This window comes from Brevundimonas sp. P2_A6, assembly GCF_056404975.1.
Map to the genome: position 1 here is coordinate 117186 of NZ_JBFUCZ010000001.1, position 23934 is coordinate 141119.

21 protein-coding genes and 1 pseudogene are annotated in these 23934 nt (G+C 69.7%); 19 read left to right on the forward strand and 3 right to left on the reverse strand.

The genetic code is table 11. The features are described from left to right. Positions 1 to 10: 10 nt before the first annotated feature. From AC1DW4_RS00615 to AC1DW4_RS00690, 16 genes and pseudogenes are all read left to right on the forward strand, one after another. Positions 11 to 691: a response regulator transcription factor gene (locus tag AC1DW4_RS00615; protein WP_477015298.1), complete on the forward strand. Its 681-nt coding sequence runs from the start codon at positions 11 to 13 to the stop codon at positions 689 to 691. Next, complete coding sequence (locus AC1DW4_RS00620) at positions 688 to 2118, forward strand: sensor histidine kinase (protein ID WP_477015299.1); 1431 nt, start codon at positions 688 to 690, stop codon at positions 2116 to 2118. The genes AC1DW4_RS00615 and AC1DW4_RS00620 overlap by 4 nt, the downstream gene beginning before the upstream one ends. Before the next feature lie 80 nt (positions 2119 to 2198). After that, positions 2199 to 3587 (forward strand): hypothetical protein, encoded by a 1389-nt coding sequence (locus tag AC1DW4_RS00625; protein WP_477015300.1) that lies wholly within the window; start codon positions 2199 to 2201, stop codon positions 3585 to 3587. A gap of 17 nt (positions 3588 to 3604) precedes the next feature. Further along, the gene (gene ccmI / locus AC1DW4_RS00630) at positions 3605 to 4417 is read left to right on the forward strand and encodes a c-type cytochrome biogenesis protein CcmI (RefSeq protein WP_477015301.1); all 813 of its coding nucleotides are present in this window, start codon (positions 3605 to 3607) and stop codon (positions 4415 to 4417) included. Positions 4418 to 4488: 71 nt separating this feature from the next. Continuing rightward, positions 4489 to 4995, forward strand: a complete 507-nt coding sequence (ccmE, locus tag AC1DW4_RS00635; RefSeq protein WP_477015302.1) for a cytochrome c maturation protein CcmE — start codon at positions 4489 to 4491, stop codon at positions 4993 to 4995. Beyond that, positions 4992 to 6986: a heme lyase CcmF/NrfE family subunit gene (locus AC1DW4_RS00640; RefSeq protein WP_477015303.1), complete on the forward strand. Its 1995-nt coding sequence runs from the start codon at positions 4992 to 4994 to the stop codon at positions 6984 to 6986. Before ccmE ends, AC1DW4_RS00640 begins: the two co-directional genes overlap by 4 nt. Continuing rightward, positions 6983 to 7492 carry a cytochrome c-type biogenesis protein gene (locus AC1DW4_RS00645; RefSeq protein WP_477015304.1) on the forward strand — a complete coding sequence of 170 codons (510 nt, stop codon included), beginning with the start codon at positions 6983 to 6985 and terminating at the stop codon, positions 7490 to 7492. Before AC1DW4_RS00640 ends, AC1DW4_RS00645 begins: the two co-directional genes overlap by 4 nt. Before the next feature lie 108 nt (positions 7493 to 7600). Further along, entirely contained in the window at positions 7601 to 9154 is a 1554-nt protein-coding gene (locus AC1DW4_RS00650) for a Do family serine endopeptidase (RefSeq protein ID WP_477015305.1), read from the forward strand. An 88-nt stretch (positions 9155 to 9242) separates the two neighbouring features. Next, positions 9243 to 9914 carry a response regulator transcription factor gene (locus AC1DW4_RS00655; protein WP_477015306.1) on the forward strand — a complete coding sequence of 224 codons (672 nt, stop codon included), beginning with the start codon at positions 9243 to 9245 and terminating at the stop codon, positions 9912 to 9914. Between the two features lie 136 nt (positions 9915 to 10050). Beyond that, positions 10051 to 11463: a sensor histidine kinase gene (locus AC1DW4_RS00660; protein ID WP_477015307.1), complete on the forward strand. Its 1413-nt coding sequence runs from the start codon at positions 10051 to 10053 to the stop codon at positions 11461 to 11463. Further along, positions 11460 to 14351 carry a bifunctional [glutamine synthetase] adenylyltransferase/[glutamine synthetase]-adenylyl-L-tyrosine phosphorylase gene (locus AC1DW4_RS00665; protein WP_477015308.1) on the forward strand — a complete coding sequence of 964 codons (2892 nt, stop codon included), beginning with the start codon at positions 11460 to 11462 and terminating at the stop codon, positions 14349 to 14351. The genes AC1DW4_RS00660 and AC1DW4_RS00665 overlap by 4 nt, the downstream gene beginning before the upstream one ends. Then, positions 14351 to 14777 (forward strand): annotated as a pseudogene (gene arsC, locus AC1DW4_RS00670) (arsenate reductase (glutaredoxin)). The gene AC1DW4_RS00665 and the pseudogene arsC overlap by 1 nt, the downstream one beginning before the upstream one ends. A gap of 99 nt (positions 14778 to 14876) precedes the next feature. Further along, complete coding sequence (locus tag AC1DW4_RS00675) at positions 14877 to 15521, forward strand: EF-hand domain-containing protein (RefSeq protein WP_477015309.1); 645 nt, start codon at positions 14877 to 14879, stop codon at positions 15519 to 15521. 60 nt (positions 15522 to 15581) lie between these two features. Continuing rightward, positions 15582 to 16142: an RNA polymerase sigma factor gene (locus tag AC1DW4_RS00680; RefSeq protein WP_477015310.1), complete on the forward strand. Its 561-nt coding sequence runs from the start codon at positions 15582 to 15584 to the stop codon at positions 16140 to 16142. 5 nt (positions 16143 to 16147) lie between these two features. Beyond that, positions 16148 to 16591, forward strand: a complete 444-nt coding sequence (locus tag AC1DW4_RS00685; RefSeq protein WP_477015311.1) for a hypothetical protein — start codon at positions 16148 to 16150, stop codon at positions 16589 to 16591. Further along, positions 16588 to 17097 (forward strand): periplasmic heavy metal sensor, encoded by a 510-nt coding sequence (locus AC1DW4_RS00690; RefSeq protein WP_477015312.1) that lies wholly within the window; start codon positions 16588 to 16590, stop codon positions 17095 to 17097. The genes AC1DW4_RS00685 and AC1DW4_RS00690 overlap by 4 nt, the downstream gene beginning before the upstream one ends. Here AC1DW4_RS00690 and AC1DW4_RS00695 read toward each other — a convergent pair. The 3 genes from AC1DW4_RS00695 to AC1DW4_RS00705 form a co-directional block, all read right to left on the reverse strand. After that, positions 17094 to 19472, reverse strand: a complete 2379-nt coding sequence (locus tag AC1DW4_RS00695; protein ID WP_477015313.1) for a PAS domain-containing sensor histidine kinase — start codon at positions 19470 to 19472, stop codon at positions 17094 to 17096. The genes AC1DW4_RS00690 and AC1DW4_RS00695 overlap by 4 nt on opposite strands. A gap of 165 nt (positions 19473 to 19637) precedes the next feature. Continuing rightward, complete coding sequence (locus AC1DW4_RS00700) at positions 19638 to 20222, reverse strand: hypothetical protein (RefSeq protein ID WP_477015314.1); 585 nt, start codon at positions 20220 to 20222, stop codon at positions 19638 to 19640. Between the two features lie 89 nt (positions 20223 to 20311). Next, a complete protein-coding gene (locus AC1DW4_RS00705) occupies positions 20312 to 20725 on the reverse strand; it encodes a CBS domain-containing protein (RefSeq protein ID WP_477015315.1) in 414 nt (137 codons plus the stop codon). A 199-nt stretch (positions 20726 to 20924) separates the two neighbouring features. Here AC1DW4_RS00705 and AC1DW4_RS00710 point away from each other — a divergent pair, with 199 nt between their 5' ends. From AC1DW4_RS00710 to AC1DW4_RS00720, 3 genes are all read left to right on the forward strand, one after another. Next, the gene (locus AC1DW4_RS00710) at positions 20925 to 21329 is read left to right on the forward strand and encodes a hypothetical protein (protein ID WP_477015316.1); all 405 of its coding nucleotides are present in this window, start codon (positions 20925 to 20927) and stop codon (positions 21327 to 21329) included. A gap of 98 nt (positions 21330 to 21427) precedes the next feature. Continuing rightward, complete coding sequence (gene amaB, locus AC1DW4_RS00715) at positions 21428 to 22924, forward strand: L-piperidine-6-carboxylate dehydrogenase (protein WP_477015317.1); 1497 nt, start codon at positions 21428 to 21430, stop codon at positions 22922 to 22924. Between the two features lie 59 nt (positions 22925 to 22983). After that, a complete protein-coding gene (locus AC1DW4_RS00720) occupies positions 22984 to 23928 on the forward strand; it encodes an aspartyl protease family protein (RefSeq protein ID WP_477015318.1) in 945 nt (314 codons plus the stop codon). The last annotated feature ends 6 nt before the right edge of the window (positions 23929 to 23934 follow it).

The window sequence follows — 23934 nt, forward strand, 5'->3', positions numbered from 1 at the left end:
GGAGACGATCATGCGTGTTCTGCTTGTCGAGGATGACGCCGACCTGTCGCGTCAGCTGAAGATGGCGCTGGGCGATGCCGGCTATGCCGTCGATCACGCCGCCGACGGCGAGGAAGCCCATTTCCTGGGCGACACCGAACCCTATGACGTGGTCGTGCTGGACCTGGGTCTGCCCAAGATCGACGGGGTGTCGGTGCTGGAACGCTGGCGGCGCGACGGCAAGACCACGCCGGTCCTGATCCTGACGGCGCGCGGGGCCTGGTCGGACAAGGTGTCGGGCTTCGATGCGGGGGCCGACGACTATCTGACCAAGCCCTTCCATACCGAGGAACTGCTGGCACGGCTGCGGGCCCTGCTGAGGCGATCGGCGGGCATCGCCTCGGCGACCCTATCGTGCGGCGGCTTGCGGCTGGATCCAAAGGCGGCGCGGGCGACCGTCGACGGCGAACCCCTGCGGCTGACGTCGCTGGAATACCGGCTGCTGCACTACATGATGATGCACCAGGGCCGGGTCATCAGCCGGACCGAGCTGGTCGAGCACCTCTACGACCAGGACTTCGACCGCGATTCCAACACCATCGAGGTCTTCATCGGCCGTCTGCGCAAGAAGGTGGGGTCCGACCGGATCGAGACCGTGCGCGGGCTCGGCTATCGCCTGACGCCGCTGACCGGCGAGTCCGAGGCCGCGTGACACCCGACGAGGGGGCACCCAAGCCGTCCTGGGGTCGCTGGTTCGGCCGGCCGGGCCGCAGCCTGACGCGGCGGCTGATCTGGCTGGCCTCGGGCTGGATCGTCCTGGCCCTGATGCTGACGGGCTGGATGCTGACCAGCCAGTATCAGGAAAGCGCGTTCCGGCGCCTGGGCAACGTCCTGTCCAACACGATCGACGACGTCGTGATCGCCAGCGTCGCGGCCCCCGAGGGCGTTTCGGTGGCCGAAATCAAGGATGGCCGCACGCTGCGGGGGCTGTCCGGCAAATACTGGCAGGTGGCGGAGCTGACCTCGGACGGACGGATGCGGGTCCTGGTCCGGTCGCCCTCGCTGGCGGGCGAGAGCCTGTATGCCGACGCTGAATTACCCCGGCGCCTGCAGGCATCGCTGGGCGCATTGGTCACCTACAACGATCCGGGCGTCCTGCCCGACGGCAGTCAGCCGCTGCGGATCGCGGCCAGCATGAAGACCCTGCCGGGGCGGGCCCAGCCCCTGGTCTTCATGGCGGGGATCGACCGGTCCGATATCGAGACGGACACCCGCCAGTTCGCGACCTTCACCTGGACCGCGCTGCTGATCCTGGGGATCGGGCTGGTGATCGCGGTCTTCCTGCAGGTCCAGATCGGACTGCGGCCACTGTTTGACCTGCAGACCGAGATCGCCGATGTGCGAAAGGGGCGCGCGGCCCGGATCGCGCGTGACTATCCCACCGAGATCCAGCCCCTGGCCGAACAGGTCAACCGGTTGCTGGACCACAATCAGGAGGTGGTGGAGCGCCAGCGGACCCACGTCGGCAATCTGGCCCATGCCCTGAAGACGCCGCTGTCGGTCATGCTGGCCGAGGCCGAAAGTGACCCGACGTCGCTCGCCAATGTCGTGCGCCGCCAGTCCGAGATCATGAAGGGGCAGGTCGATCACCACCTGCGCCGCGCCCGCGCCGCCGCCCGTGCGCAGGGCCTGGGCGAACGCACGCCGGTCGGCGAGGTCATCGACGAACTGGCCGTGATGCTGGAGCGGGTGTTCCAGTCGAAGGGCGTCGAGATCGACTGGCGCGCGCCGGACGAACTGGCCTTCCTGGGCGAGCGCCAGGACCTGCAGGAGGTGCTGGGCAATCTGATGGAGAACGCCTGCAAATGGTCGACCCGGCGCGTCCGCGTCTCGGCCGGCGGCAGCGGCCTGGGCCAGATGATCGCCGTGGTCGAGGACGACGGCCCCGGCCTTCCCGCCGACCAGCGCGACGAAGTCATGAAACGGGGGTCCCGTCTGGACGAAGAGGCTCCGGGCTCGGGGCTGGGGCTGGCCATCGTCGAGGACCTGACACGCGCCTATGGCGGGCGACTGACGCTGGCGGCCAGCGACCTGGGCGGGCTGAAGGCGGTCTTGGAACTGCCGGCCGCCGAGGCGTGAACCCGTCCGCTCGCGGAATCTTAACCTAGACCGTTCACCCTGGGACGAAGGCGGGGCTCAACCCGCCCGTCGGAGGTCAGATGGCCGAACTTTCGGTCGCCCATCGCGCGGTGCTCGCCCAGATGCTGGAGCGGGTCGGCGACAGCGTTCTGAAGACATTGGGCATGGCCGTGGGCCAGATGCCCGGCGAACGCGCGCGCGCCCTCAGCCGGATGCTCGCCGACGAGACGACCGACCGCCGACGTCGCGCGGTGGCCTTCGCGCCCCTGCTGCCCATGTTCCGCCCGCGCCCGGACGGCGTCGCCTCGCTGACCTTCCCCGCCGCCGTCCTGCCCCGTCTGTGGAAGGCCGCGGCCGCCCGCGAGCCCGGCCTGCTCAGCCAGCTGGACGACATCCGTTTCCGCGAGGACGATCCCAAGGTCGTCGCGATCGCCAACCGCATCTGCATCGCCGCATCCGGCGTGATCCGCGATCAACCCGAGATCATCTGGCCGGCGGCCGGCGGCGATCCGGTCGCGCGTGAGCGAGGCCTGCATGAGCTCGCGGCCTGTTTCGATCTGGCCATTCTGGCCCGGCGCGGCATCGCGGCCCTTCCCGCCCTGATCCTGCGGCCGACGGAGGACCAGCTGGCCGAGCTGCGCCTGATGATCCGCGACGGAGCCGAGATCGCGCCGGACGGAGGGCCGCGTCTGCTGGAGATCCTGTTCGCGCACCTGGGCGAGGCCGCGCTGGTGCTGCGTCTGGTCATCCACTCGTCGCGCGCGGCGGGCAAGGAGGGCGTGCTGTCGGAATCGGAGATGGCGGGCTTCGTCGATCGCCTGATCGCCGAGGTCGAGGCGCGGGTGACGCGTATCGCCGCCTTCAAGCCCGGTCGCGCCGGTGCGGCCCCCGAGGCCGGCCTGAAGGCCGACATCGCCTGGTGTGGCGAGACCCTGGCCGAACTGGATCGCACCTTCCAGCTGGATCCCGAAGGCGCGTGGGGCAAGTCGGCGCGGGAAGCGCGCGCCCGCATCAACCGCACCCTGTCGGCCACGCTGAAATCCACGGACAAGGCGCTGGACAAGGTCATGCCGACGCGCCGGGTTCAGACGACCGGCCGCATGACGCGCGAGGCCGCCGCCCTGGACCAGATGGCCGGGCCGGAAGCCATCGAGACAGCGCGCGTCATGCTGACCCTGGTCGGCGCCATCCGCAGCTCGGCGCAGGTCTTCGGATGCGAATCCCTGCGATATCAACTGGTGCAGGCGGTGATCGAGCGGGTCACCATCTACGTCGATCTGGTGGTGGAGGCGGTGAATGCGGGCGAGGCCCCGGACAACCGCGCGGCGCTGAACCTGATCGAGACCCTGGCCCAGTTCCTGCTGCTGATCGACGCGACCGATCCGGCCAAGACCGCGCGTCGCCGAGCCGCCGCCGCCAGCGCCGCCCTGCTGGCCGCGACACCTGGGGCCTCGCCGCGCGCCGCGTGATCCGCTAAGCCGCTGGCATGATCGTTTTCTGGACTCTGGCCGGGCTCGCCACGGCGCTTGCGGGATGGTTCGTGCTGACCGCCGCGCGACAGGGTCTCACCGCCGTTCCCGCGCCATCCGACACAGCCTCGGCCGAGCTGGCGGAGCTGGATCGCCTCAAAGAGCGCGGACTGCTGGACGACGACGCCTATGTCGGCGCGCGGGCCGAGGCCGGTCGGCGGCTGTTGGCCGATGCGGGTCCGGAGCCGGTCATCCGGGTCGGGTCGCGTGACCGGACCATCGTCATGTCGGCGCTGGCAGCCACCGCCGCCGTGGCGCTGGGTCTGTATTTCGTCTTCGGCGCGCCGGGCCTGCCGGATCAGACCTATGAGCGACGGATCGACGAATGGACCGCTACGCCCGAGGCGCTGGACGCGCCCCAGATGGCGGCCGTCCTGACCCGCGCGGTCAAGCGCGATCCCGGGAACCACACCGCCCTGACCATGCTGGGCGCGGCGCGCTTCCAGGCCGAGGATCCGATCGGCGCGGCCTCGGCCTTCAGGAAGGCGCTGGAGATCCAGCCCGACGATGCCCAGAGCTGGTCGCGTCTGGGCGAAAGCCTGGTCCGCGCGAACGAGGGCACGGTCGGCACGGACGCGGAGGCCGCCTTCGTCGAGGCCATCCGACGCGACCCGGATCAACTGGGCGCGCGCTTCTTCCTGGGGCAGGCGGCCCTGGCGCGAGGCGACAAGGTCCGGGCGCAGGCGATGTGGGGTCCGCTGATCGCCGTGCTCGACCCCGCCGACCCGCGCCGCGCCGGTCTGATGGCCCAGCTGGCAGCGGCGGGATGACCCGTTGGAGCCCGGCCCGCGCGGGTCTATACGCACCTCCCTGTTCCTGATCTGACCGGTTTCCCGCACCCATGAGCTGGCTTCCCAAATCGCCCAAGGCCCGGCGTCGTCTGTGGGTCGTGGCGGCCGCCGCGCCCGTGCTGGCGCTAGCCGTCGGCCTGTCGCTGTGGGCCATGCAGGACAGCGTGACCTTCTTTTTCTCCCCCTCCGAGGTGACCGAGCAGAAGGCCCCGACCGGGCGCGTCATCCGCCTGGGCGGACTGGTCGAGACCGGCAGCGTCCAGATGCATGGGGCGGATGTCAGCTTCGCCGTCACCGACAACAAGGCGACGACCCGCGTCGTCTATCGCGGCGACCTGCCCGACCTGTTCCGCGAAGGGCAGGGGGTGGTGGCGCAGGGGTCGTTCCAGCCGGACCGCACCTTCCACGCAGACACCGTCCTGGCCAAGCACGACGAACGCTACATGCCCAAGGAAGTCTCCGACCGGTTGAAGGCCGACGGCGAATGGCGACCCGAGGGCGGAGCGACGCCGACCAGCGGTGCCCCGATGACCAGCGGCGGCGTCAAACCCGCATGATCGTCGAGTTCGGGTCCTTCTGCCTGGTCCTGGCCCTGGCGCTGTCGGCGTTGCAGATGGGCCTGTCGGCCGTCGGCCGCATGCGGCGCAGTCCGCTGCTGGCGGGCGGGGCCGAAGGAGCCGCCATCGCCGCCGCCGGGTCCGTGGCGCTGGCGTTCGGGGCGTTGATCTTCGCCTTCGCGACGTCGGACTTCTCCGTCGCCAACGTCGCCAACAACAGCCACACCGACAAGCCGATGCTGTACAAGGTCGCCGCCGCCTGGGGCAGCCATGAGGGGTCGCTGGTCCTGTGGTGCCTGGTCATGACGGTGTTCGGCGCGGCCCTGACCCGGGCGCGCGGCCTGCCGTTCGGGTTGAAGGCCTCGGCTGTCGGCGTGCAGGGCGCGCTGGGCACCCTGTTCCTGGCCTTCGCGGTCTTCACCTCGAACCCATTCGCCCGGCTGGACCCGGCTCCGGTCCAGGGCGCGTCGCTGAACCCGCTGCTGCAGGACCCGGCCTTGGCCTTTCATCCGCCCATGCTCTACCTGGGCTATGTCGGGTTTTCGGTGACCTTTTCACTGGCGGTCGCGGCCCTGATCGAGGGCAAGGCCTTCTCCGGCTTCTGGCCCGCCTGGGGGCGCTGGGTTCGGCCCTGGGCCTTGGCCAGCTGGGTCTTTCTGACCTGCGGCATCACCCTGGGGGCCTTCTGGGCCTATTATGAACTGGGCTGGGGCGGCTGGTGGTTCTGGGACCCGGTCGAGAACGCCTCCTTCATGCCCTGGCTGGCGGGGGCGGCTCTGCTGCACTCGGCGGTGGTGACGGAGCGGCGTGGGGCTCTGGCGGGCTGGACCGTGTTTCTGGCGCTGCTGGCCTTCAGTTTCTCCATGCTCGGTGCCTTTCTGGTGCGCTCCGGCGTCCTGACATCCGTCCACGCCTTCGCCGTCGATCCGGAGCGCGGCATGATGCTGCTCGGCATCCTGGGCTTCACCGCCGGATCGGCCTTCGCCCTGTTCGCCTGGCGCGCGCCCCAGCTGAAGGGCGGCGGCCTGTTCGCGCCGGTCAGCCGCGAGGGGGCGCTGGTGCTGAACAACCTGTTCCTGACCGTGGCGGCCGTCACCGTGCTGCTGGGCACCCTGTATCCCCTGATCCTGGAGGCCGCGACCGGCGCGACCATCTCGGTCGGCCCGCCCTATTTCGCCCTGACCTTCACGCCGCTGATGTTGGTCGCCTTCGTGATCCTGCCCGCCGGGCCGCTGCTGGCCTGGAAGCGGGGCGATGCGAAGGGCGCGATCCAGCGTCTGGCCGTCGCGGCGGCTCTCGCCATCGCCGCCGGCTTCGTCGGCTGGCTGGCGTTCGAGCCGAAAAAGGCCCTGACCGCTGCCGGTCTCGCCGTCGGGGCCTGGCTCATTTTTGGGGCTCTGGCCGAGGTCGTTGAGCGGGTTCGACTGTTCAAGGTGCCGCTGGCCGAGGTCGTCCGCCGCGCGCGCGGACTGCCGCTCGGAGCCTGGGGCATGACGCTGGCCCACGCCGGCCTGGGCGTCTTCGTGCTGGGGGCCGTGATCGAAACCGGGTTCAAGGTCGAGGCTGCCGCCCCCGTCTCCATCGGCCAGACGGTCACCGCAGGGCCGTGGCGGGTGACGCTGGACAAGGTCCAGGTCGTCGAGGGACCCAACTATCTGGCCGAACAGGGCGCGCTGACGGTCGCCCCCGTCCGCGCCGGACCGTCCGCCGAGACCGTCATCGCCGAACGCCGCTTCTTCCCTGCGGGCGGCCAGACGACGACCGAGGTCGGGCTGGATTTCCGGGGCCTGGACGATGTCTATGTCGTCATGGGCGAGCGCCGCCAGGGCGCTCAGGGCCAGAACGCCTGGACCGTGCGGGTTTTCTACAATCCATGGGCGCGGCTGATCTTCCTGGGGCCGTTCATCATGGCGCTGGGCGGCTTGCTCAGCCTGTTCGACCGTCGGCTGCGGCTGGCCATCGGAGGGCGCAGGAAGGCGGTTCCGGCATGAGGACGCTGCTGGTCGGTCTTGCCGCCCTGACCCTTCTCACCGGCCCCGCCCTCGCCGCCGAGCCGGCCGCCGCGCCCGATCGGCCCCTGCCAGACGCCGCCCAGGAAGCCCGCGCCCAGGCTCTGTTCAAGGACGTGCGCTGCGTCGTCTGCCAGCATGAATCGATCGCCGACAGTCCCGCAGGCATCGCCGGGGACATGCGCCAGCGCATTCGCGAGGAGATCGCTTCGGGCGACACAGACGCGGCCGTCCGCGACGATCTGGTGAAGCTGTACGGCGACTACATCCTGTTCACCCCGCCGGTGCGCGAGGGAACCTGGCTGCTGTGGTTCGGGCCTCTGGCACTGGTCGTGCTGGGCGGGCTGGCGCTGATCGCGTTCACCCGCCGCAAGCCGCTGGAATCGGCACCGCTTTCGCCTGAAGAGGAGCGTCGGCTGGCCGATCTTCTCCAGTCTGAAACGGTTCGCCCTGATCCTGACGCAACCGCGCCTCACGACGGGCGCTAGACGGGTAGATGCCTCGAACAGCGATGGTTGGCGAAAGCCGGCATCGTCCTATATCCAAAGGCGAAACGGACGCCCGCGAGGGGTCCATTGAAGGATCGCAGAACACCGATGCTGAAGCGCAAGGAATTCATCCTGGGGGCCGCCGTCGGCCTGACCTTCGCCGCCGCGGCGACCGCCGGGGGCGTGATCGACTGGCCGGGCGCCAATGCCGCCGAACGGCCCACCGCCGCCGGCCGCCTGATCCCCTCGGCCGGGGCGGGCCTCGCCTTCGCGCCGCCCCAGGGTGCCCCGCTCAGCTTCGCCGACATCTTCGAACAGGTCGCGCCGGCCGTGGTCCAGATCGACGTGGAGACGCCGGTCGAGCGCCCGCGCGGCGGCGTCATTCCCATCCCCGGCCTGCCCGGCTTCGGCTTTCAGGCCCCGGAGACTCAGCAGCCTGACGATCAGGAGCCCCAGACCGCGCAGGGCGCGGGCTCCGGCTTCTTCATCTCGGCCGACGGTTTCATCGTGACGAACAACCACGTCGTCGAAAACGCCACCAAGATCACCGTCAAGCTGTCCGACGGCCGCGAACTGCCCGGCACCCTGGTCGGGCGTGACAAGGATACCGATCTGGCTGTCGTCAAGGTCGAGGGTTCGAACTTCAATTTTGTCAGCTTCGAGGAAGCGGCCGAGCCCCGCGTCGGCGACTGGGTCATCGCGGTCGGCAACCCGTTTGGCCTCGGTGGCACGGCCACGGCCGGCATCGTCTCGGCCCGCGCGCGCGACATCGGGGACGGCACGACCCCCTATACCGACTATCTGCAGATCGACGCCGCCATCAACCGGGGCAACTCGGGCGGCCCGACGTTCGACATCTATGGCCGCGTGATCGGGGTCAACTCCGCGATCTTCTCGCCCACGGGCGGCTCGGTCGGCATCGGTTTCGCCATTCCGGCCTCCATCGCCAAGTCGGTCACCGACCGACTGAGGAGCGGTCAGGCCATCCAGCGCGGCTATCTGGGCGTCCAGATCCAGAACCTGCCGGAGGAATACCGCGAGCCGCTCGGCCTGCCGGCCGATCAGGAAGGGGCCTTCATCGCCGAGGTCACGGCCGGTGGACCGGCGGCCGAGGCCGGATTGCGCGATGGCGATGTCGTGGTCGGCCTCAACGGGCAGCCCATCACCAGCTCGACGGAACTGACCCGACGCGTCGGACAGGCGTCACCGGGCGACATGCTGCGCCTGGACGTCCTGCGCGAAGGTCGCCGTCAGACGATCAATGTCCGCTCCGGCACGCGCCCGGCGGACGTCAACGCCCAGGCGAACAGCACCGATGACGATCAGAGCGTGAACCCCGACCGGGTACAGCCGCAGGCGGGCGAGGTGGTCGAAGGCATGACCGTCGCGCCGATCACTGAGGCTTTGCGCTCTCGCTACTCGATCGACGAGGGGGTGCGTGGGCTGGTCGTGACCGGGGTCTCGGAAACGTCGCGGGCCGGACGGGCCCAGGTGCCGACCGGCGCGGTCATCATGCAGGCCAACGGTCGTCCGGTGTCCACGGTCGCCGAACTGCGCGAGGTCATCGCGGCCGCCCGCACCGCCAACCGCGACAGCGTCCTGCTGCTGTTCCGCATTCCGCAGGGCAACCGGCCGTTCGTGCTCGAACTCGAGAGCAAGTGATCGTCCCGACCCTGAACAAGCCGTAACTCCCAAGATCGCCGCCGATGGGCTACCGTCGGCGGCGATTTTGATTCCGGGAGGGTCCGCCATGAAGATTCTGGTTGTCGAGGACGACGCCGAGGCTGCCCAGGCGATGGTGCGCGGCCTGACCGAGGGCGGGCACACCGTGTCCCACGCCATCGACGGCGCCTATGGTCTGCTGGAGGCCCAGAAGGGCGACTACGACGTCTATGTCGTCGACCGCATGATGCCCCGTCTGGACGGCATCGGCATGGTCGAGACCCTGAGGAAGGACGGCGACCAGACCCCGGTCCTGTTCCTGTCGGCCATGGGCGAGGTCGAGGATCGCGTCATGGGCCTGAAGGCGGGCGGCGACGACTATCTGGTCAAGCCCTATGCCTTCGCCGAGCTGATCGCCCGGGTCGAGGCCCTGTCGCGCCGTCGCGAGACCGGCGGGGTCCAGACCGTGCTGAAGGTCGGCGACCTGGAGATGAACCTGATCGCCCGCACGGTGCATCGCGGCACCACCGAGATCGACCTGCAGCCGCGCGAGTTCCAACTGCTGGAGTTTCTGATGCGCCACGCGGGCCAGTCGGTGACGCGCACCATGCTGCTGGAGAAGGTCTGGGAATACCATTTCGACCCCCAGACCAACGTCATCGACGTCCACATCAGCCGCCTGCGCTCCAAGATCGACAAGGGCTTCGACCGCGCCATGCTTCAGACGGTCCGCGGTGCGGGGTATCGGCTAGAGGCCTGAGCCAGTGGCGAGTGGCGAGTGGCGAGTTGTGAGGTGGTCGCGGCCGGCGAAACGGTCTGATTGCGCTCGGCTTCAAGTGTGCGCTGCTGCTCGTTTCCGCCCTCGCCACTCGCCACTCGCCACTCGCCACTGAGCGATGCAACTTCCCTCCCTCTTTCGCCGCACGCCCTTCCGGCTGACGCTGCTGTTCCTCGCCCTGTTCGCGGCGGCGGCCAGCGCGATCCTGGCCTATGTCTACATCGCCTCGGCGTCGGAGGCGCAGGCCAAGGCGCAGGCCGATGTGGCGGGCGAACTGCAGGCCCTGCGCGGCATCTATGACAGTCGCGGGTTCGACGCGCTGAACATGGCGGTGATCGATCGCACCCTGACGCGCAGCGCCTTCGTCTATCGCCTGATGGACAAGGACGGGGCCTTCATCACCGGTAGTCTGAGCGAAACCCCGTTCGAGCCGACAGCCAGGGACGGTGACTGGATCACCTTTCCCTTCACCGACACCGATGCCGAGGGGCGGGTGATCCGGCCCCAGGTCCGCGCGGTGACGTCGCGCCTGTCCGGCGGCGAGAGCCTGATCGTCGGCGAAAGCCTGGGCGACACCGAGGCCTATCTGAATCGGCTGACGCAGGCGCTGTGGGCGGCCATGGGCATGGTGCTGCTGCTGGGGCTGGGCGGCGGGCTGCTGATCAGCCGAAACCTCGAGCGTTCCATGGCGCGGCTCAACAAGGTCGTCACCGCCGTGGAGGAGGGGGACCTGAAGGCGCGAGTTCCCGTCAAGGCGACCGGCGACGAGCTGGATGAGCTGGGGCGGGGTCTGAACCACATGCTGGACCGGCTGGAGGGGTCGATGGCGTCGATCCGGCACGCGGGCGACGCCATCGCCCACGACCTGCGCTCGCCCCTGACCCGCATGCGGGCCAAGCTGGAGGTCGCCCTGATCGACGCCGACAACGGCAAGGTCTCGGGCGTCGAGGCCCTGGGCGTCGCGCTGGACGAGGCGGACACCCTGCTGAAGACCTTCAACACGGTCCTGGCCATCGCCCGGCTGCAGGCGGCGGCCGGGCGGATCCCGGATGCGGCCGTGTTCGACGCCGCCGACCTGGCAGCAGACATGGCCGAGCTTTACGAACCCGCCGCCGAGGACAAGGGGCTGGAGTTCTCGGCCGAGATCGAGACGGGGCTGATGATCGAGGGCGGGCGCCCCTTCCTGGCCCAGGCCCTGGCCAACGTCATCGACAACGCCATCAAATACACACCGGTCGGCGGCGCGGTCATGCTGCGTGCCCGGCGTCGGTCGTCGGGCGAGATCGAGTATTCGGTCACCGACACCGGGCCGGGCGTGCCGGAGGCGGATCGTGGACGGGTGATCGAGCGCTTCGTGCGACTGGACAACAGCCGCACCGAGGCCGGGTCGGGTCTGGGCCTGTCGCTGGTCGGCGCGGTGATGGAGGCGCACATGGGCCGCATCCAGCTGGACGAGGGACCGGGGGAATACGGTGGCTTCGGCCCCGGCCTTCGCGTTGCCCTGATCCTGCCGCCCGCGAGCGCGGCGTGAGCGACCGACCGCTGGGTCGCAGGATCGCGCCGTGCGGGCCGGTGCTGGATCCGATCGCGGCCGAACGGGCGCGGGAGCGACTGGCCCCGCTGGCGACGGAGAGCGGATGGGCCGAGGCGTTCGACGCGGCCTGGCCCGCCATGGCCCCGGTGTTCGCCGCCTCGCCCTATCTGTTCGGTCTGGCCCGGCGCTGGCCCGCGATCCTGAAGGCGGTGCTGACCGATCCGGTCGAGGCGCGCCTGGCCGACGTCATCGCCCGCACCATCGCCCTGACCGGCGGGGCGGACGACATGCGGGCACCCCTGCGGCACCTGAAGGCGGAGCTTCACCTGCTGACCGCCCTGGCCGATCTGGGCGGAGTCTGGGACCTGGATCAGGTCACGGGCGCGCTCAGCCGCTTCGCCGACGTGGCCAGTCGCGCCGCCCTGTCCGGCGTGGCCGAAGACCTGCGCCGGCGCGGCAAATTGCTGACCCCCCCCGCCGACACGCGGGGGCCCATCCCCGGCCTGTTCGGTCTGGCCATGGGCAAGCACGGCGCGCACGAGCTGAACTATTCCAGCGACATAGACCTCAGCCTGTTCTTCGATCCAGACCGGCTGGCACCCGTCCTGGCCGAGGGGACGGAGGCGCAAGGGACGATGAACCGCGTCGCGCAAGGCGTGGCCGCCTTGCTCAGCGAGCGTACCGCCGATGGCTACGTCTTCCGCGTCGACCTGCGTCTGCGCCCTGATCCGTCCTCGACGCCACCCGTCGTCGCCGTGCCCATGGCGCTGGATTACTACGAGAGCGTCGGCCAGAACTGGGAGCGCGCCGCCTTCATCAAGGCCCGCGCCATCTGCGGGGATTTCGAGGCCGCGACCGAATTCCTGAAGGACATGATCCCCTTCGTCTGGCGGCGCAGCCTGGACTATCAGGCCGTGCTCGATATCCAGTCGATCAAGCGACAGATCCACGTGCACAAGACCGGCGAGGGGCTGGAGGCGGCGGGAGCGAACCTGAAGCTGGGACGAGGCGGCATCCGCGAGATCGAGTTCTATGCCCAGACCCAGCAGCTGATCCTGGGCGGGCGCGATGCCTCCTTGCGGAAACCCCGCACGGTCGATGCCCTGGCGGCCCTGGTCGAAAAGGGACATCTGCCGGCCGAGGTCGCCGCCGAGATGACGGATGCCTATGTCGAACTGCGGGGACTGGAACACCGGGTCCAGATGCTGGACGACGAACAGACCCACGTCCTGCCCGCCGATCCCGTCCGCCGCGCGGCCGTTGCCGCCCTGGCGGGGGAGGGGGATCTGGCGATCTTCGACGCGGGTGTCGAGGCGGTGCTGCTGGGCGTCAACCAGCGCTACGGAGCCCTGTTCGAGGGAGAGGAGGAACTGTCGTCGCCGTTCGGCAGCCTCGTCTTTACCGGCGTGGACAACGATCCGGAGACCCTGGCGACACTGACGCGCATGGGGTTCTCCGACCCCGCCAACATCGCCGATACGATCCGGGCCTGGCACCACGGCCGCATCTCCGCGACCCGCTCTGTTCGGGGGCGCGAGCTGTTCACCCGCCTGGCTCCGCGCCTGCTGACAGCGCTGGCGCGGACCGGAGCGGCGGACGCGGCGTTCAAGCGGTTCTCGGTCTTCTTTGGCGGCCTGTCGGCGGGGGTGCAGATCCAGGCCCTGTTCCTGAACCAGCCCGAGCTGTTCGAGCGCATCGTCGGCGTCATGGCCTTCGCCCCCCGCCTGGCCCGGACCCTGGGCCGGTATCCGGCGGCACTGGATTCCATGCTCGACGTGCGGTTCGAGACCGAACTGGGCGTCAACACCGGCCTGTTCGACCAGATGGACGAGGAGGCGAAGGCGGCGGGCGACTTCGAGGGGGCGATGAACGCGGTGCGCCGCCTGCACCGCGAACAGGCCTTCCGCATCGGCATGCAGACCCTGACGGGCCGAGTGGGGCCACAGGCCGCAGGGCGAGGTTTTACCAATCTGGCCGACGCCGTCCTTCGCACCCTGTCGTCGGCCGCCCTCGCCGAGACCGAACGGCTGGGCGGGACCTTCCCCGGCGCGGTGGCGGTCATCGCGCTGGGCAAGGCCGGCTCGGGCGAGATGACGGCGGGGTCCGATCTGGATCTGATGACCGTGTATGACGCGCCGGCCGACGCCGTTTCGGAGGCGAAGGGCTGGGCGGCCGACACCTTCTACGTCCGCTTCACCCAGCGGCTGATCTCGGCCCTGTCGGCCCATACGGCCGAAGGCGGGCTGTACGAGGTCGACATGCGGCTGCGGCCCTCGGGATCCAAGGGGCCGGTATCGGTCCGCCTGTCGGGCTTCAGCGACTACTATGTGCAGGAGGCCGCGACCTGGGAGTTCATGGCCCTGACCCGCGCCCGCGTCGCCTGGGCCAGCGACCCGACGTTCGGGACGGCTGTCACCCAGGCCATCGAGGATGCCCTGCGTCGACCGCGTGCCGGCATCGACGTCGCCGCCGAGGTCCGGGCCATGCGCGACCTGATGGAGCGGGAACGCCGCGCCTCCGGCTTCTGGGACCTGAAGCTGGTGCCCGGCGGTCTGGTCGACGCCGAGTTCGTGGGCCAGTTCCGCCAGCTTCAAACCGCGGTGAAGGGCCAGCCGCTCAGCGTCTCGACGCTGGAGCAGCTGTCGTCGGACCCGGCTCTGCACGACGCCTGGGCCTTGCAACAGGGCCTGTCGCAACTGCTGGCCTGCGCCTTCGACGACCGCGCCGATATCGAGGCCGAATCCGAGACCTTCCGGACCCGCCTGGCCACGGCCTCCGGCGAGCTGGATTTCGCGGCCTTGACCCTTCGATTGGAGCGCGTCCGCGCCGAGGCCCGCGAGGCATTCGACGAAGCCCTGCCGCCGCCCGAGGGGAGCGCGACCTGATGGACATCGTCATCCTTCACAATCCCGCCTGCGGGACGTCCCGCAACACCCTGGCCCTGATCCGCCATGTCGGGAATCGAGCCGCAGGTCGTCGAATACCTGAAGACTCCGCCCAGCCGCGCCATGCTCTCCGATCTGGCGCGGCGGGCCGGTGTGCCGCTCCGCGCGTTTCTGCGTGAAAAGGAGGCGGTGTTCACCAAGCTGGGCCTCGGCGATCCCGATCTGGACGACGATCGCCTGCTGGACGCGATCGAGGCGCATCCGGTCCTGCTGAACCGCCCGATCGTTGTGTCGCCCCTGGGCGTCCGCCTGTGCCGCCCGTCCGAGATGGTGCTGGACCTGCTTCCGGCCGAGGCGCTTGAGCCCTTCACCAAGGAGGACGGAGAGGTCGTCGTCGATGCCGAGGGACGGCGTGTGCAGCGCTGAGCGCCATGCCGCGACGGACTCCGTCTCCGCCCCCGTTGAACAAGAACGGTGGGCAACAACGGGGCGGCGCAATGGCGTTCCCCTTCGGAGACGACATCCATGAGAAAGACCCTTCTGGCCACGGGCGCGGTGGGCGTTCTGGCGATCCTGGCCGGCGCGGCCTTCGCGCAGTCGACGACCCAGGCTCCGCGCGCGCCGCACGCCCTTCGCGGCGACGCCAATGCCGACGGCCGCATCAGCCGTGACGAGTTCGTACAGGGCCGCGTCGCGCGCCTGACGGCGGTGGATGCCAACCGGGACGGCTCGGTCTCGCCCGAGGAAATGCGTTCGGGCATCGACACCCGCCGCAACCAGCAGGTGTCCGCCCGCTTCGACGCGGCCGATGCCGATGGGAACGGCATGCTGAGCCGCGAGGAGTTCGTCTCGGCGCACGGGTCGCGCGGCGAGCGGGCCGGACGCGGCGGTCATCGTGGGGGCGGGCATCGCATGGGCGCATCCCGCGCCGGTGTGGACCTGAACGGCGGCGCTCGACGCGAGGGTGGTCCGGTCGCCATCGCCGACGTCCAGGCCCGCACGACCGCCGCCTTCGCCCGCCTCGACAAGGACGGTGACGGCTATGTCACGGCCGACGAACGTCAGGCCGCCCGGGGCGAGATGCGCCAGAACCGCCAGGCTCGCCGCGCCGAGCGGATGGCCAATCGTCCTGCCAGTACCCCGTCGCCTTATACGGCGCCTTCGGAGTAGGGTTTATGTCGGGGTCGACGATGCGCGTCCGACCGTCTGCTCTGTCCGGAAAGGGACCGATTGGCTGCGATCGTCGACCCCGACGAGGATCTGGTGCGCCGCGTGGGTCAGGGCGACCCGGCGGCCATCCAGGCCATGGTGGCGCGGAAGCTTCCGCGCATGCTGGCCCTGGCCCAGCGGATGCTGGGCGACGCGGGCGAGGCCGAGGACGTCGCCCAGGACGCGATGCTTCGGGCCTGGAAGCAGGCTCCGCGCTGGCAACCGGGCAAGGCCAAGTTCGACACCTGGCTACACCGGGTGGCCCTGAACCTTTGCTACGACCGGCTGCGGAAACGACGCGAGGTGCCGACCGAGAATCCGCCGGATCGCCCCGACCCCGGGCCTTCGCCGGATCGGGGCCTGCTGGTCGACGAACTGGGCCAGAGGGTCAACCGGGCCCTGGCCGCTCTGCCGGAACGTCAGCGCGAGGCTATCGTGCTGTGTCACTATCAGGAGCTGGGCAATATCGAGGCCGCGGGGCTGATGTCGGTCAGCGTCGAGGCGCTGGAAAGTCTTCTGTCGCGGGGCCGCCGGACCCTGCGTCAGACATTGTCGGATCTGGCACCGGGTGCTGAGACGTGACGCGCATGAGGAGACTTGAGATGGATGAGGCGAGGCTGAAGGCCCTGGCCGATATCTGGGGCGGCGATCTGCGTCGCTGGCCGGCGGGGGATGCGGAGGCGGCGCAGACGTGGTCGATCGCCAATCCCGCGCTGGCAGAGCGTGTCCTGTTCGAGGCTCGCCAGCTCGATGCCGCCCTGGATGCGTCGCCCCGACCGGTCGTGTCCTCGGCCCTGCGGGACCGCGTGCTGGCATCCGCCGCGACGGCGGGTCTGAAAGCACGAGCCGGTCTGCCCGCCGCGCTGAAACGTCTGTTCTGGATCGGCGGGGTCGGCTGGGCCGCCGCCGCCTGCGCGGGGGTGGTGTTCGGCACCTCTCTCGGCAGCCAGATGGCAGCCGAGCGCCAGACCGATCTGGTGCTGGAGCAGGCCCTGCTGCCCAGCCTCGACGACACCACGGTGCTGGGATGAAGACGCGGACCGTGGCCATCGTCCTGGGCGTCGCTCTGGCCGTGTCGGTCGGCGTCAACCTGTTCGCGGCGACGGCCGCCTATTCGGTGCTGTCGCGCCAGGACCACGCGGATCAGCGCCAGGACCAGCAGCGCCGCCCCTCCAGCCGCGAACTGATCAGCGATCTGAGCCCCGAGGCTCGCCAGCCGGTCCGTCAGGCGCTGCGCGCCGCCGCCCAGCGCGCCCGCCCGGAATTCCAGGCCTCGCGCGACGCGAAGCGTCAGGCGATCGCCGCCGCCTCGGCCGAGCCGATGGATGCCGCGCGCGTCGCCGCCCTGCTGGATCAGTCGCGCGCCGCCGAGGTTCGAGGCCGCGAGATGCTGGAGGCGGACGCCATCGCCATCCTTCGGACTCTGAAGCCCGCGGATCGCGCGGTGCTGGCCCAGATGCTGAACGCTCGCGGACGTGGCGGCGGTCGTGGCCACCCTCGGGATCAGGCCAGCCGCCCGGCTCCGCCCGCGACCTAGGCCGCGCGCGCCTGGCGGTTTTCGACTTGGGCGGGCTTCTGGATCGGGATGTCGAAGCTGACGGTCGTGCCTTCGCCGGGCGTGCTGGTCATCGTCATCTCGCCGCCGTGCAGTTCGATCAGGGACTTGGTCAGGGCCAGGCCCAGCCCAGTGCCCTGCGTCGTCTTGGAGTGCTGGCCTTCGACCTGTTCGAAGGGCTGGGCCAGACGCGCCAGGTCGGCCTCCGCGATGCCGATGCCGGTGTCGGCCACGGCGATCCGCACCCGTCCGGCGTCCTCCTCGACGATGGAGACCGTGATATCGCCGCCCTCGGGCGTGAACTTCACCGCGTTGGAGATCAGGTTCAGCATCACCTGTTTCAGTCCGCGATAATCGGCCTCGATCTCGGGCGGGTCCTGGGCCTCGAGCGCCAGGGTCAGGCCGCAGTCCTGCGCCTTGCCCCGCATCAGCCGGATGGCGTCCTCGCACACCTCGGTCAGGGAGACCGGCTCGTAGTGCAGGGTCATCTTGCCCGCCTCGATCTTGGCCATGTCGAGGATGTCGTTGATCAGGCTCAGCAGGTGCTGGCCGGACTTCAGGATGTCGTGGGCATAACCCTTGTATTTCTCATGGCCCAACGGCCCGAACATCTCGCCGGCCATGATCTCTGAAAAGCCGTTGATGGCGTTCAGCGGCGTGCGCAGCTCGTGGGACATGTTGGCCAGGAACTCGGACTTGGCCTGGTTGGCGGCCTCGGCCCGGGTCATTGCGATCTCGTACTTGCGGGCGAGCAGGGACAGTTTTTCCTGGCTGGCCTCCAGTTCATCGACGGTCTTGCGCAGGCTGTCGGCGGCGCGCTGGCGCTCCACCTCCTGGCGACGGATAGCGGTCACGTCCGCGGCGGTGATGACCGTGCCGCCGTCGCCGGTGAAGCGTTCGGAGAGCTGAAGCACCCGTCCGTCGTGCAGTTCCACCTCCCGGGCCCCCGCTCGACCTTCGGGCGAGGGCCGGTCGGCCTTGATCGCCAGGGCGGCGATCCGGTTCAGCTCGTCCTTCATCGCCCCCCTGCGCACCGCCTCGTCGGCGAACCCGAAGGCATCCTTGAAGGCCTGGTTCCACAGGATCAGCCGACCGTGTTTGTCGAACAGGACGAAGGCGTCCGATACGCTCTCGATACCGTCGCGCAGACGCCCCTCGGCGGCCTGGGCCTGGGCCTTGGCGCGGCGGGCCTCGGTGATGTCCATGGCCACGCCCAGGATCATGCCATATCCGTCGTCGCCCCGGCGGCCCTGGGCCTGGCCCCGCGCGTCGATCCAGCGTGCCCCGCCGGTCTCCAGAGGCACGGCGAACGTCACCTCGAAGGCCCCGAACGTCGCCGCCTGGCGCAGGGCGTGTTCGACCAGATCGCGATAGCGCGGATGAATTCGCTCGATCACGGCCGTGCTGGTCACCGATCCTCCGCCGGGCAGGCCCAGCAGGGCGGCCATATAGTCGGAGACCTCCACGGTCTCCGCGTCCAGGTTCCATTCCCAGACACCGCATCGCGCCGCCTCCACCGCCACGCGGAACCTGTGCTCGCTTTCGGCCCAGACTCTGGAGGCTCTGGACTGACGCCAGCGCTGCAGCAGGGCCAGGCCGAGCACCAGAACACCCAGTCCAAGCGGTGCGATCACCAGCCACAGATCGCTGATGACTGCGGCGGCACCGGTCGACTGGGGGTGCCAGGCGACCGCGACCAGCCCGTTCTCTCCCACGGTGGCCCCCGCGACGGTCACGGTCTGGCTGCCGGCCTTTCCAGCCAGGGGCTTGGGCGTATTCAGGAGGGCGGTTCGTGGCAGGCCGAGGCGAGCGTCGATCGTCGTCGGTGTGCCGATCACCTGTCCGTCCGACCCGACAATCAGCACATGGTCACCGCGCGGCAAGGCCGTGCGCGCGGTCAGGGTCCGCGCGCCGACGGCGCGCTGTCGCAAGATTCCTCGGGTCGTCGACACGAAGTCTTCGGGTGCGGCCCCACTCGCCGCCAGCCGCGCTCCGTCCGGTCCGGTCACCAGAAAGGCCGTCTCGGGTGCCACGGCGCGACCGGCCTCGACCGCGTCCAGAGGCCTGTCCGGCGCGCTGGCCAGGCGTTCGGCGGTGACGTCAAGCCCCAGTTGCGCCCGGCTCAAGGCCGCATTCAGACGCGCCGCCGCCAGCTGCGCATCGACGACCAGGGCCTGTTCCCGCAAGGCCTCCGCCTCGCGTGCGGGGCGCGTGCTTTCGCGCGCGAACATCAGGACATAGATGGCCAGGCCCAGCGTCAGGGCGAGGACAAGCACGCGCGCCCAGGCCGGCAGGCCGTCTGGCCTGTCCGCCGAACGGCGCCCTGGCTGCTGAATGCGGCGCTCTTTGCCCCGCAAGGCGCTCTCCCCGGACAGGTCGCGGCCTGATCCGGCGGGGCCGGGTGCGCGCGTTCTCGACGACGCCCTGGAATCTAAGCTGCGTCGCGGAATCCTGTCGAGGTCTGGTTAACGAAAGATGAGGCGGTGAATCCGCGGGTGCCGGTCGGATGCGTGAAAAAGGCCTCAGGCCGCGGCCCGGGCGGCCATCTGGGGCGCGACGCCCTGTTGCACGTCGGTGGGCGTCATCGTGATCTGGGTCACGCCTTTCAGGATGTCGCGGGCCTCACGGGCCAAGGCCAGACTTTCGGCCGGGGCGTCGTCCGGGCTTTCGGCCACCGCGTCGATCAGCCGTTGCGCCAGTTGCATCAGTCGGGGCGCGGCCACGATCAGGCGACCCTGAAACTCGATCTTTTGCGGGTCGCGATCGTACTCGGCCCCCGGTACGCGCCAGCCACCCCAGTCGGCGGCGTCGGTCACGACGACGGGATAGGTGCCCGGATAGGGGTGATGCGGCACGTCCTCGGCGGTCTGCCACTTGTTGCGCGCCCGAAGCAGGCGCCAACTGCCGAGCTGCGCACCCGCCTCGTCCTCGACCGGCAGGGTCAGCTCGCCGGCCTGAAACTCCCGCCCCAGCCCGACGTCATAGGTGACGCGCACGGGTTCCTCGAACCCCTTGGCCCAGACGGGCTGCACGCGCTCGATCTGCGCCCAGGCACCGACGCATTCGACCCAGACCTTCTGGCCCTTTTGAAACTGTGCACGCGCCATACGGGCTACCTTCGATCGTTCCTTTCCACCCTGCCGGACGCGCCGTTGACGCGCGGTGTCCAGACAGGGTGAAGCAGGGGTGAAGGCGATCAGGCGGGCTTGGAGATGGTCTCCAGCGTCTCGCCGACGGATTTCTCCTTCACCCGCGCCGACAGGTCGCCCAGCGAAACGACGCCGACCAGCGTCCCGTGACGATCCAGCACGGGCAGGCGGCGGATCTGGCCGGACGCCATCAGGTCGAGCGCGACCTTCAGATCGTCGCTGTCCAGAACGGTCGTGATGCCGGTGGTCATGACTTCGCTGACCGGAGCGGACCCCGGCTTGCCCTGACCCAGTCCGCGCACGGCGATGTCGCGATCGGTGACGGTGCCGACCAGGGTGGTGCCGTCCGACACCGGAAGGAAACCGAAATTGCCCGCTCCCATGCGTGCCGCGACCTCCTGGATCGGATCGGCGGGCCGGGCGACCTGCACGTCCTTGCTCATCACATCCTTGATCTTCACGACGGAACTCCGGGTCTGCTGCGTTGAACCCTCAGAACCCGCCGTTCACGGCGACGTTCCCCCACAGGGGCGGCGACAAGCGTGGCCGTTCATCTAGCTGTCTGTTTGACAACAGACGGCTCAGACGCGTGTCAGCTTCACCGTGGTGTTCTGGTCCTCGCCGCCCAATCAAGGGCAGGTGAATGAGGAAGAGAAGATCATGACGACCGCCCTGACGAAGAAAGCCCTGCTTTCGCTGCTGGCGGCGTCGGCGGTCGCGATCGCGACGCCGACGCTGGCTCAATCCTACGGTGGCCACCACGGCGGTGGCTACGGAGGGGGCTATGGCCAGGATTACAACGGCGGCTGGAATGGTGCCGGCCTGAACGGTGATCAGGCCCGCCTGTCGCAGCGCATCGACCGCGCCGCCTACTCCGGCCGGATCAGCCGCCGCGAGGCCCAAGGTCTGCGCTGGCAGTTGACCGAGTATCAGCGCCTGGAATGGCAGTATCGCCGCGATGGCCTGAGCCGCTGGGAACGCCGCGATCTGGAAGAGCGTCTGGACCGGATCAGCCGCGCCCTGCGCGACGACCGCCGCGACGGCGGCTGGCGCGACCGCTACTGAACCGTCATGACCGGACAGAGGGGCCGTCTCCAAAAGGGGGCGGCCCTTTTGCTTTGTGCAGCGCAAGGCTAAGCCCCGGCTCGAAACCGGAGCTGCCCATGACCGCCGCCAACGATGCCCGCGCCATCCTGACCCGTCTCGGCGTGCCGGACGAGGCGTTCGCCGATGCTGGCTTGCCCACTCGCTCACCCATCGATGGATCGATCGGCGTGTCGGTCCGCGCCGACGATACGAGCGACATCGACACAGCCCTGTCCGTCGCCACAACTGCCTTTGACGCCTGGCGGCGCGTGCCGGCCCCGCGCCGGGGTGAGCTGGTTCGGCTGCTGGGCGAGGAGCTGCGCGCGGCCAAGGACGACCTGGCCCTGCTCGTCACGCTGGAGGCCGGAAAGATCGTCTCCGAGGGCCTGGGCGAGGTGCAGGAGATGATCGACATCTGCGACTTCGCCACCGGCCTGTCGCGTCAGCTCTATGGCCTGACCCTGCCAAGCGAACGCCCTGGGCATCACATGCGCGAGACCTGGCAGCCGCTGGGGCCGGTCGTGGTCATCTCGGCCTTCAACTTTCCGGTCGCCGTCTGGGCCTGGAATGCGGCCCTGGCCCTGGTGTGCGGCGATCCCGTGATCTGGAAACCGTCGGAGAAGACGCCGCTGACGGCCTTGGCGGTCCAGGCCGTGGCACGGAAAGCCCTGGCCCGGTTTGGCGACGCGCCGGAGGGCCTGATCCAGCTGCTGATCGGCGGGCGCGACGTGGGCGAGGCGCTGGTGGCCGATCCGCGCGTGGCCCTGGTATCCGCGACCGGATCGACGCGGATGGGCCGGGCCGTGGCGACGACCGTCGCCGGGCGATTGGGGCGGTCGCTGCTGGAGCTGGGCGGCAATAACGCCATGATCGTCACGCCCTCTGCCGACATGGACATGGCGGTGCGGGCCATCGCCTTTTCCGCCGTCGGCACCTGCGGCCAGCGCTGCACGACCTTGCGCCGCCTGCTGGTGCATGAGGACGCGGCCGAGCCCATGATCGCGAGACTGGCCGCTGCCTATGCCAGTCTGCCCATCGGCGATCCGCGCGACCCTGGCACCCTGGTCGGTCCCCTGATCGACGAGGATGCTGCGGCGGCGTTCGACGCCGCCCTGGCCCAGGCGGTGGCAGAGGGTGGAACCGTCGTCGTCGGCGGGACGCGGGTAGAAGGCCCCTATGTCCGGCCCGCCATCGTCCGCATGCCGACCCAGAGCGCGGTGGTCCGGCACGAGACCTTCGCGCCGATCCTCTATGTCCTGACCTGGAGCGATTTCGAGGATGCCGTGGCGATGCAGAACGATGTGCCCCAGGGCCTGTCCAGCTGCGTCTTCACCGACAGTGTGCGAGAGGCCGAGGCCTTCCTGTCGGCCTGGGGTTCGGACTGCGGCATCGCCAACGTCAACATAGGCCCGAGCGGAGCAGAGATCGGCGGCGCCTTCGGGGGCGAAAAGGACACCGGCGGTGGACGCGAGAGCGGCTCGGACGCGTGGAAATCCTACATGCGGCGCCAGACCCAGACGGTGAACTTTTCGGCCGACCTGCCGCTGGCCCAGGGCGTGACGTTCGCGGTCTGAGGTCATCCGCGACAGAACCGCGCCTCGACGCGGGCACCGCGCGTCCCCATTGTTGATCCATGAACCGTCGTGACCTCCTGACCCGGGCCGCGCTGCTCGCCGGTGGGCTGGGCGGAGCCTGGTGGCTGCGCGACAATGTGCTGTGGCGCGATCCGGCGGTCAGCTTCGGCGCGGACGGCACCAGCGGCTGGGTCCCCTATGACGCGCCGCGCGCCGCGACGCCTACGGCGCTCGTCACCATCGCGGGTCAGACCGTTCGCGCCCTGATCGACAGCGGCGCGCAGTATTCGGTCATCGACAGCGGGCTTTTCGACGCGCTGGGCCTGACCCGTGCCTTCGATCTGCCGCTGGTGGCCTATGGCGTCGGGGGCGGTGCCCAGATGGGGCGGGGCACCACGCTGCAGATCGCGCTGGGCGGTATGCGCATCACGGACCTGCGCGCGGCTATCCTGGCCCTGGGTCCCCTGGCGATGCGCGAGGGGCTGTCGGCTCCACTGATCCTGGGCCAGGACGTGCTGGGGCAGGCGGTGCTTGAACTGGACACGGCCGGGCGTCGGCTGCGCTTTCATTCGCGGGTCGATCACATGCTGCCCACCGATGTCCTGCCGGTCGCGGTGGGCAAGTCGCGCGGAGCCCTGTCCACCGAGGTGACGGTCGAGGGCGCGCGGGTCCAGGCCGTGATCGACACCGGGGCCTCGGCCCTGATCGCCCTGGGTCGAGAAACGGCGCAGGACGCCGGACTGCTGGATGGCCGCCCGGTGCGACGGGGGGCCAGCATCGTGCTTGGCGGAGCCATCGCCTCCCAGCTCGTCCGGGCCCGGACGGTTACCGTCGGCGATCAGCTGTATCGGGACGTGGAGACCGCCATCTATGCCGACGTGGCCCTGCCGGGTTTCCCCAAGGCCCTGGTCGGGATGGAGGCCTTCGAGGGGCAAAGGCTGATCCTGGACCTGGGCGGCACGGCCCTTCACACCTCCCGGCCGATGGACCTGACGATCGGGTAAACTGGG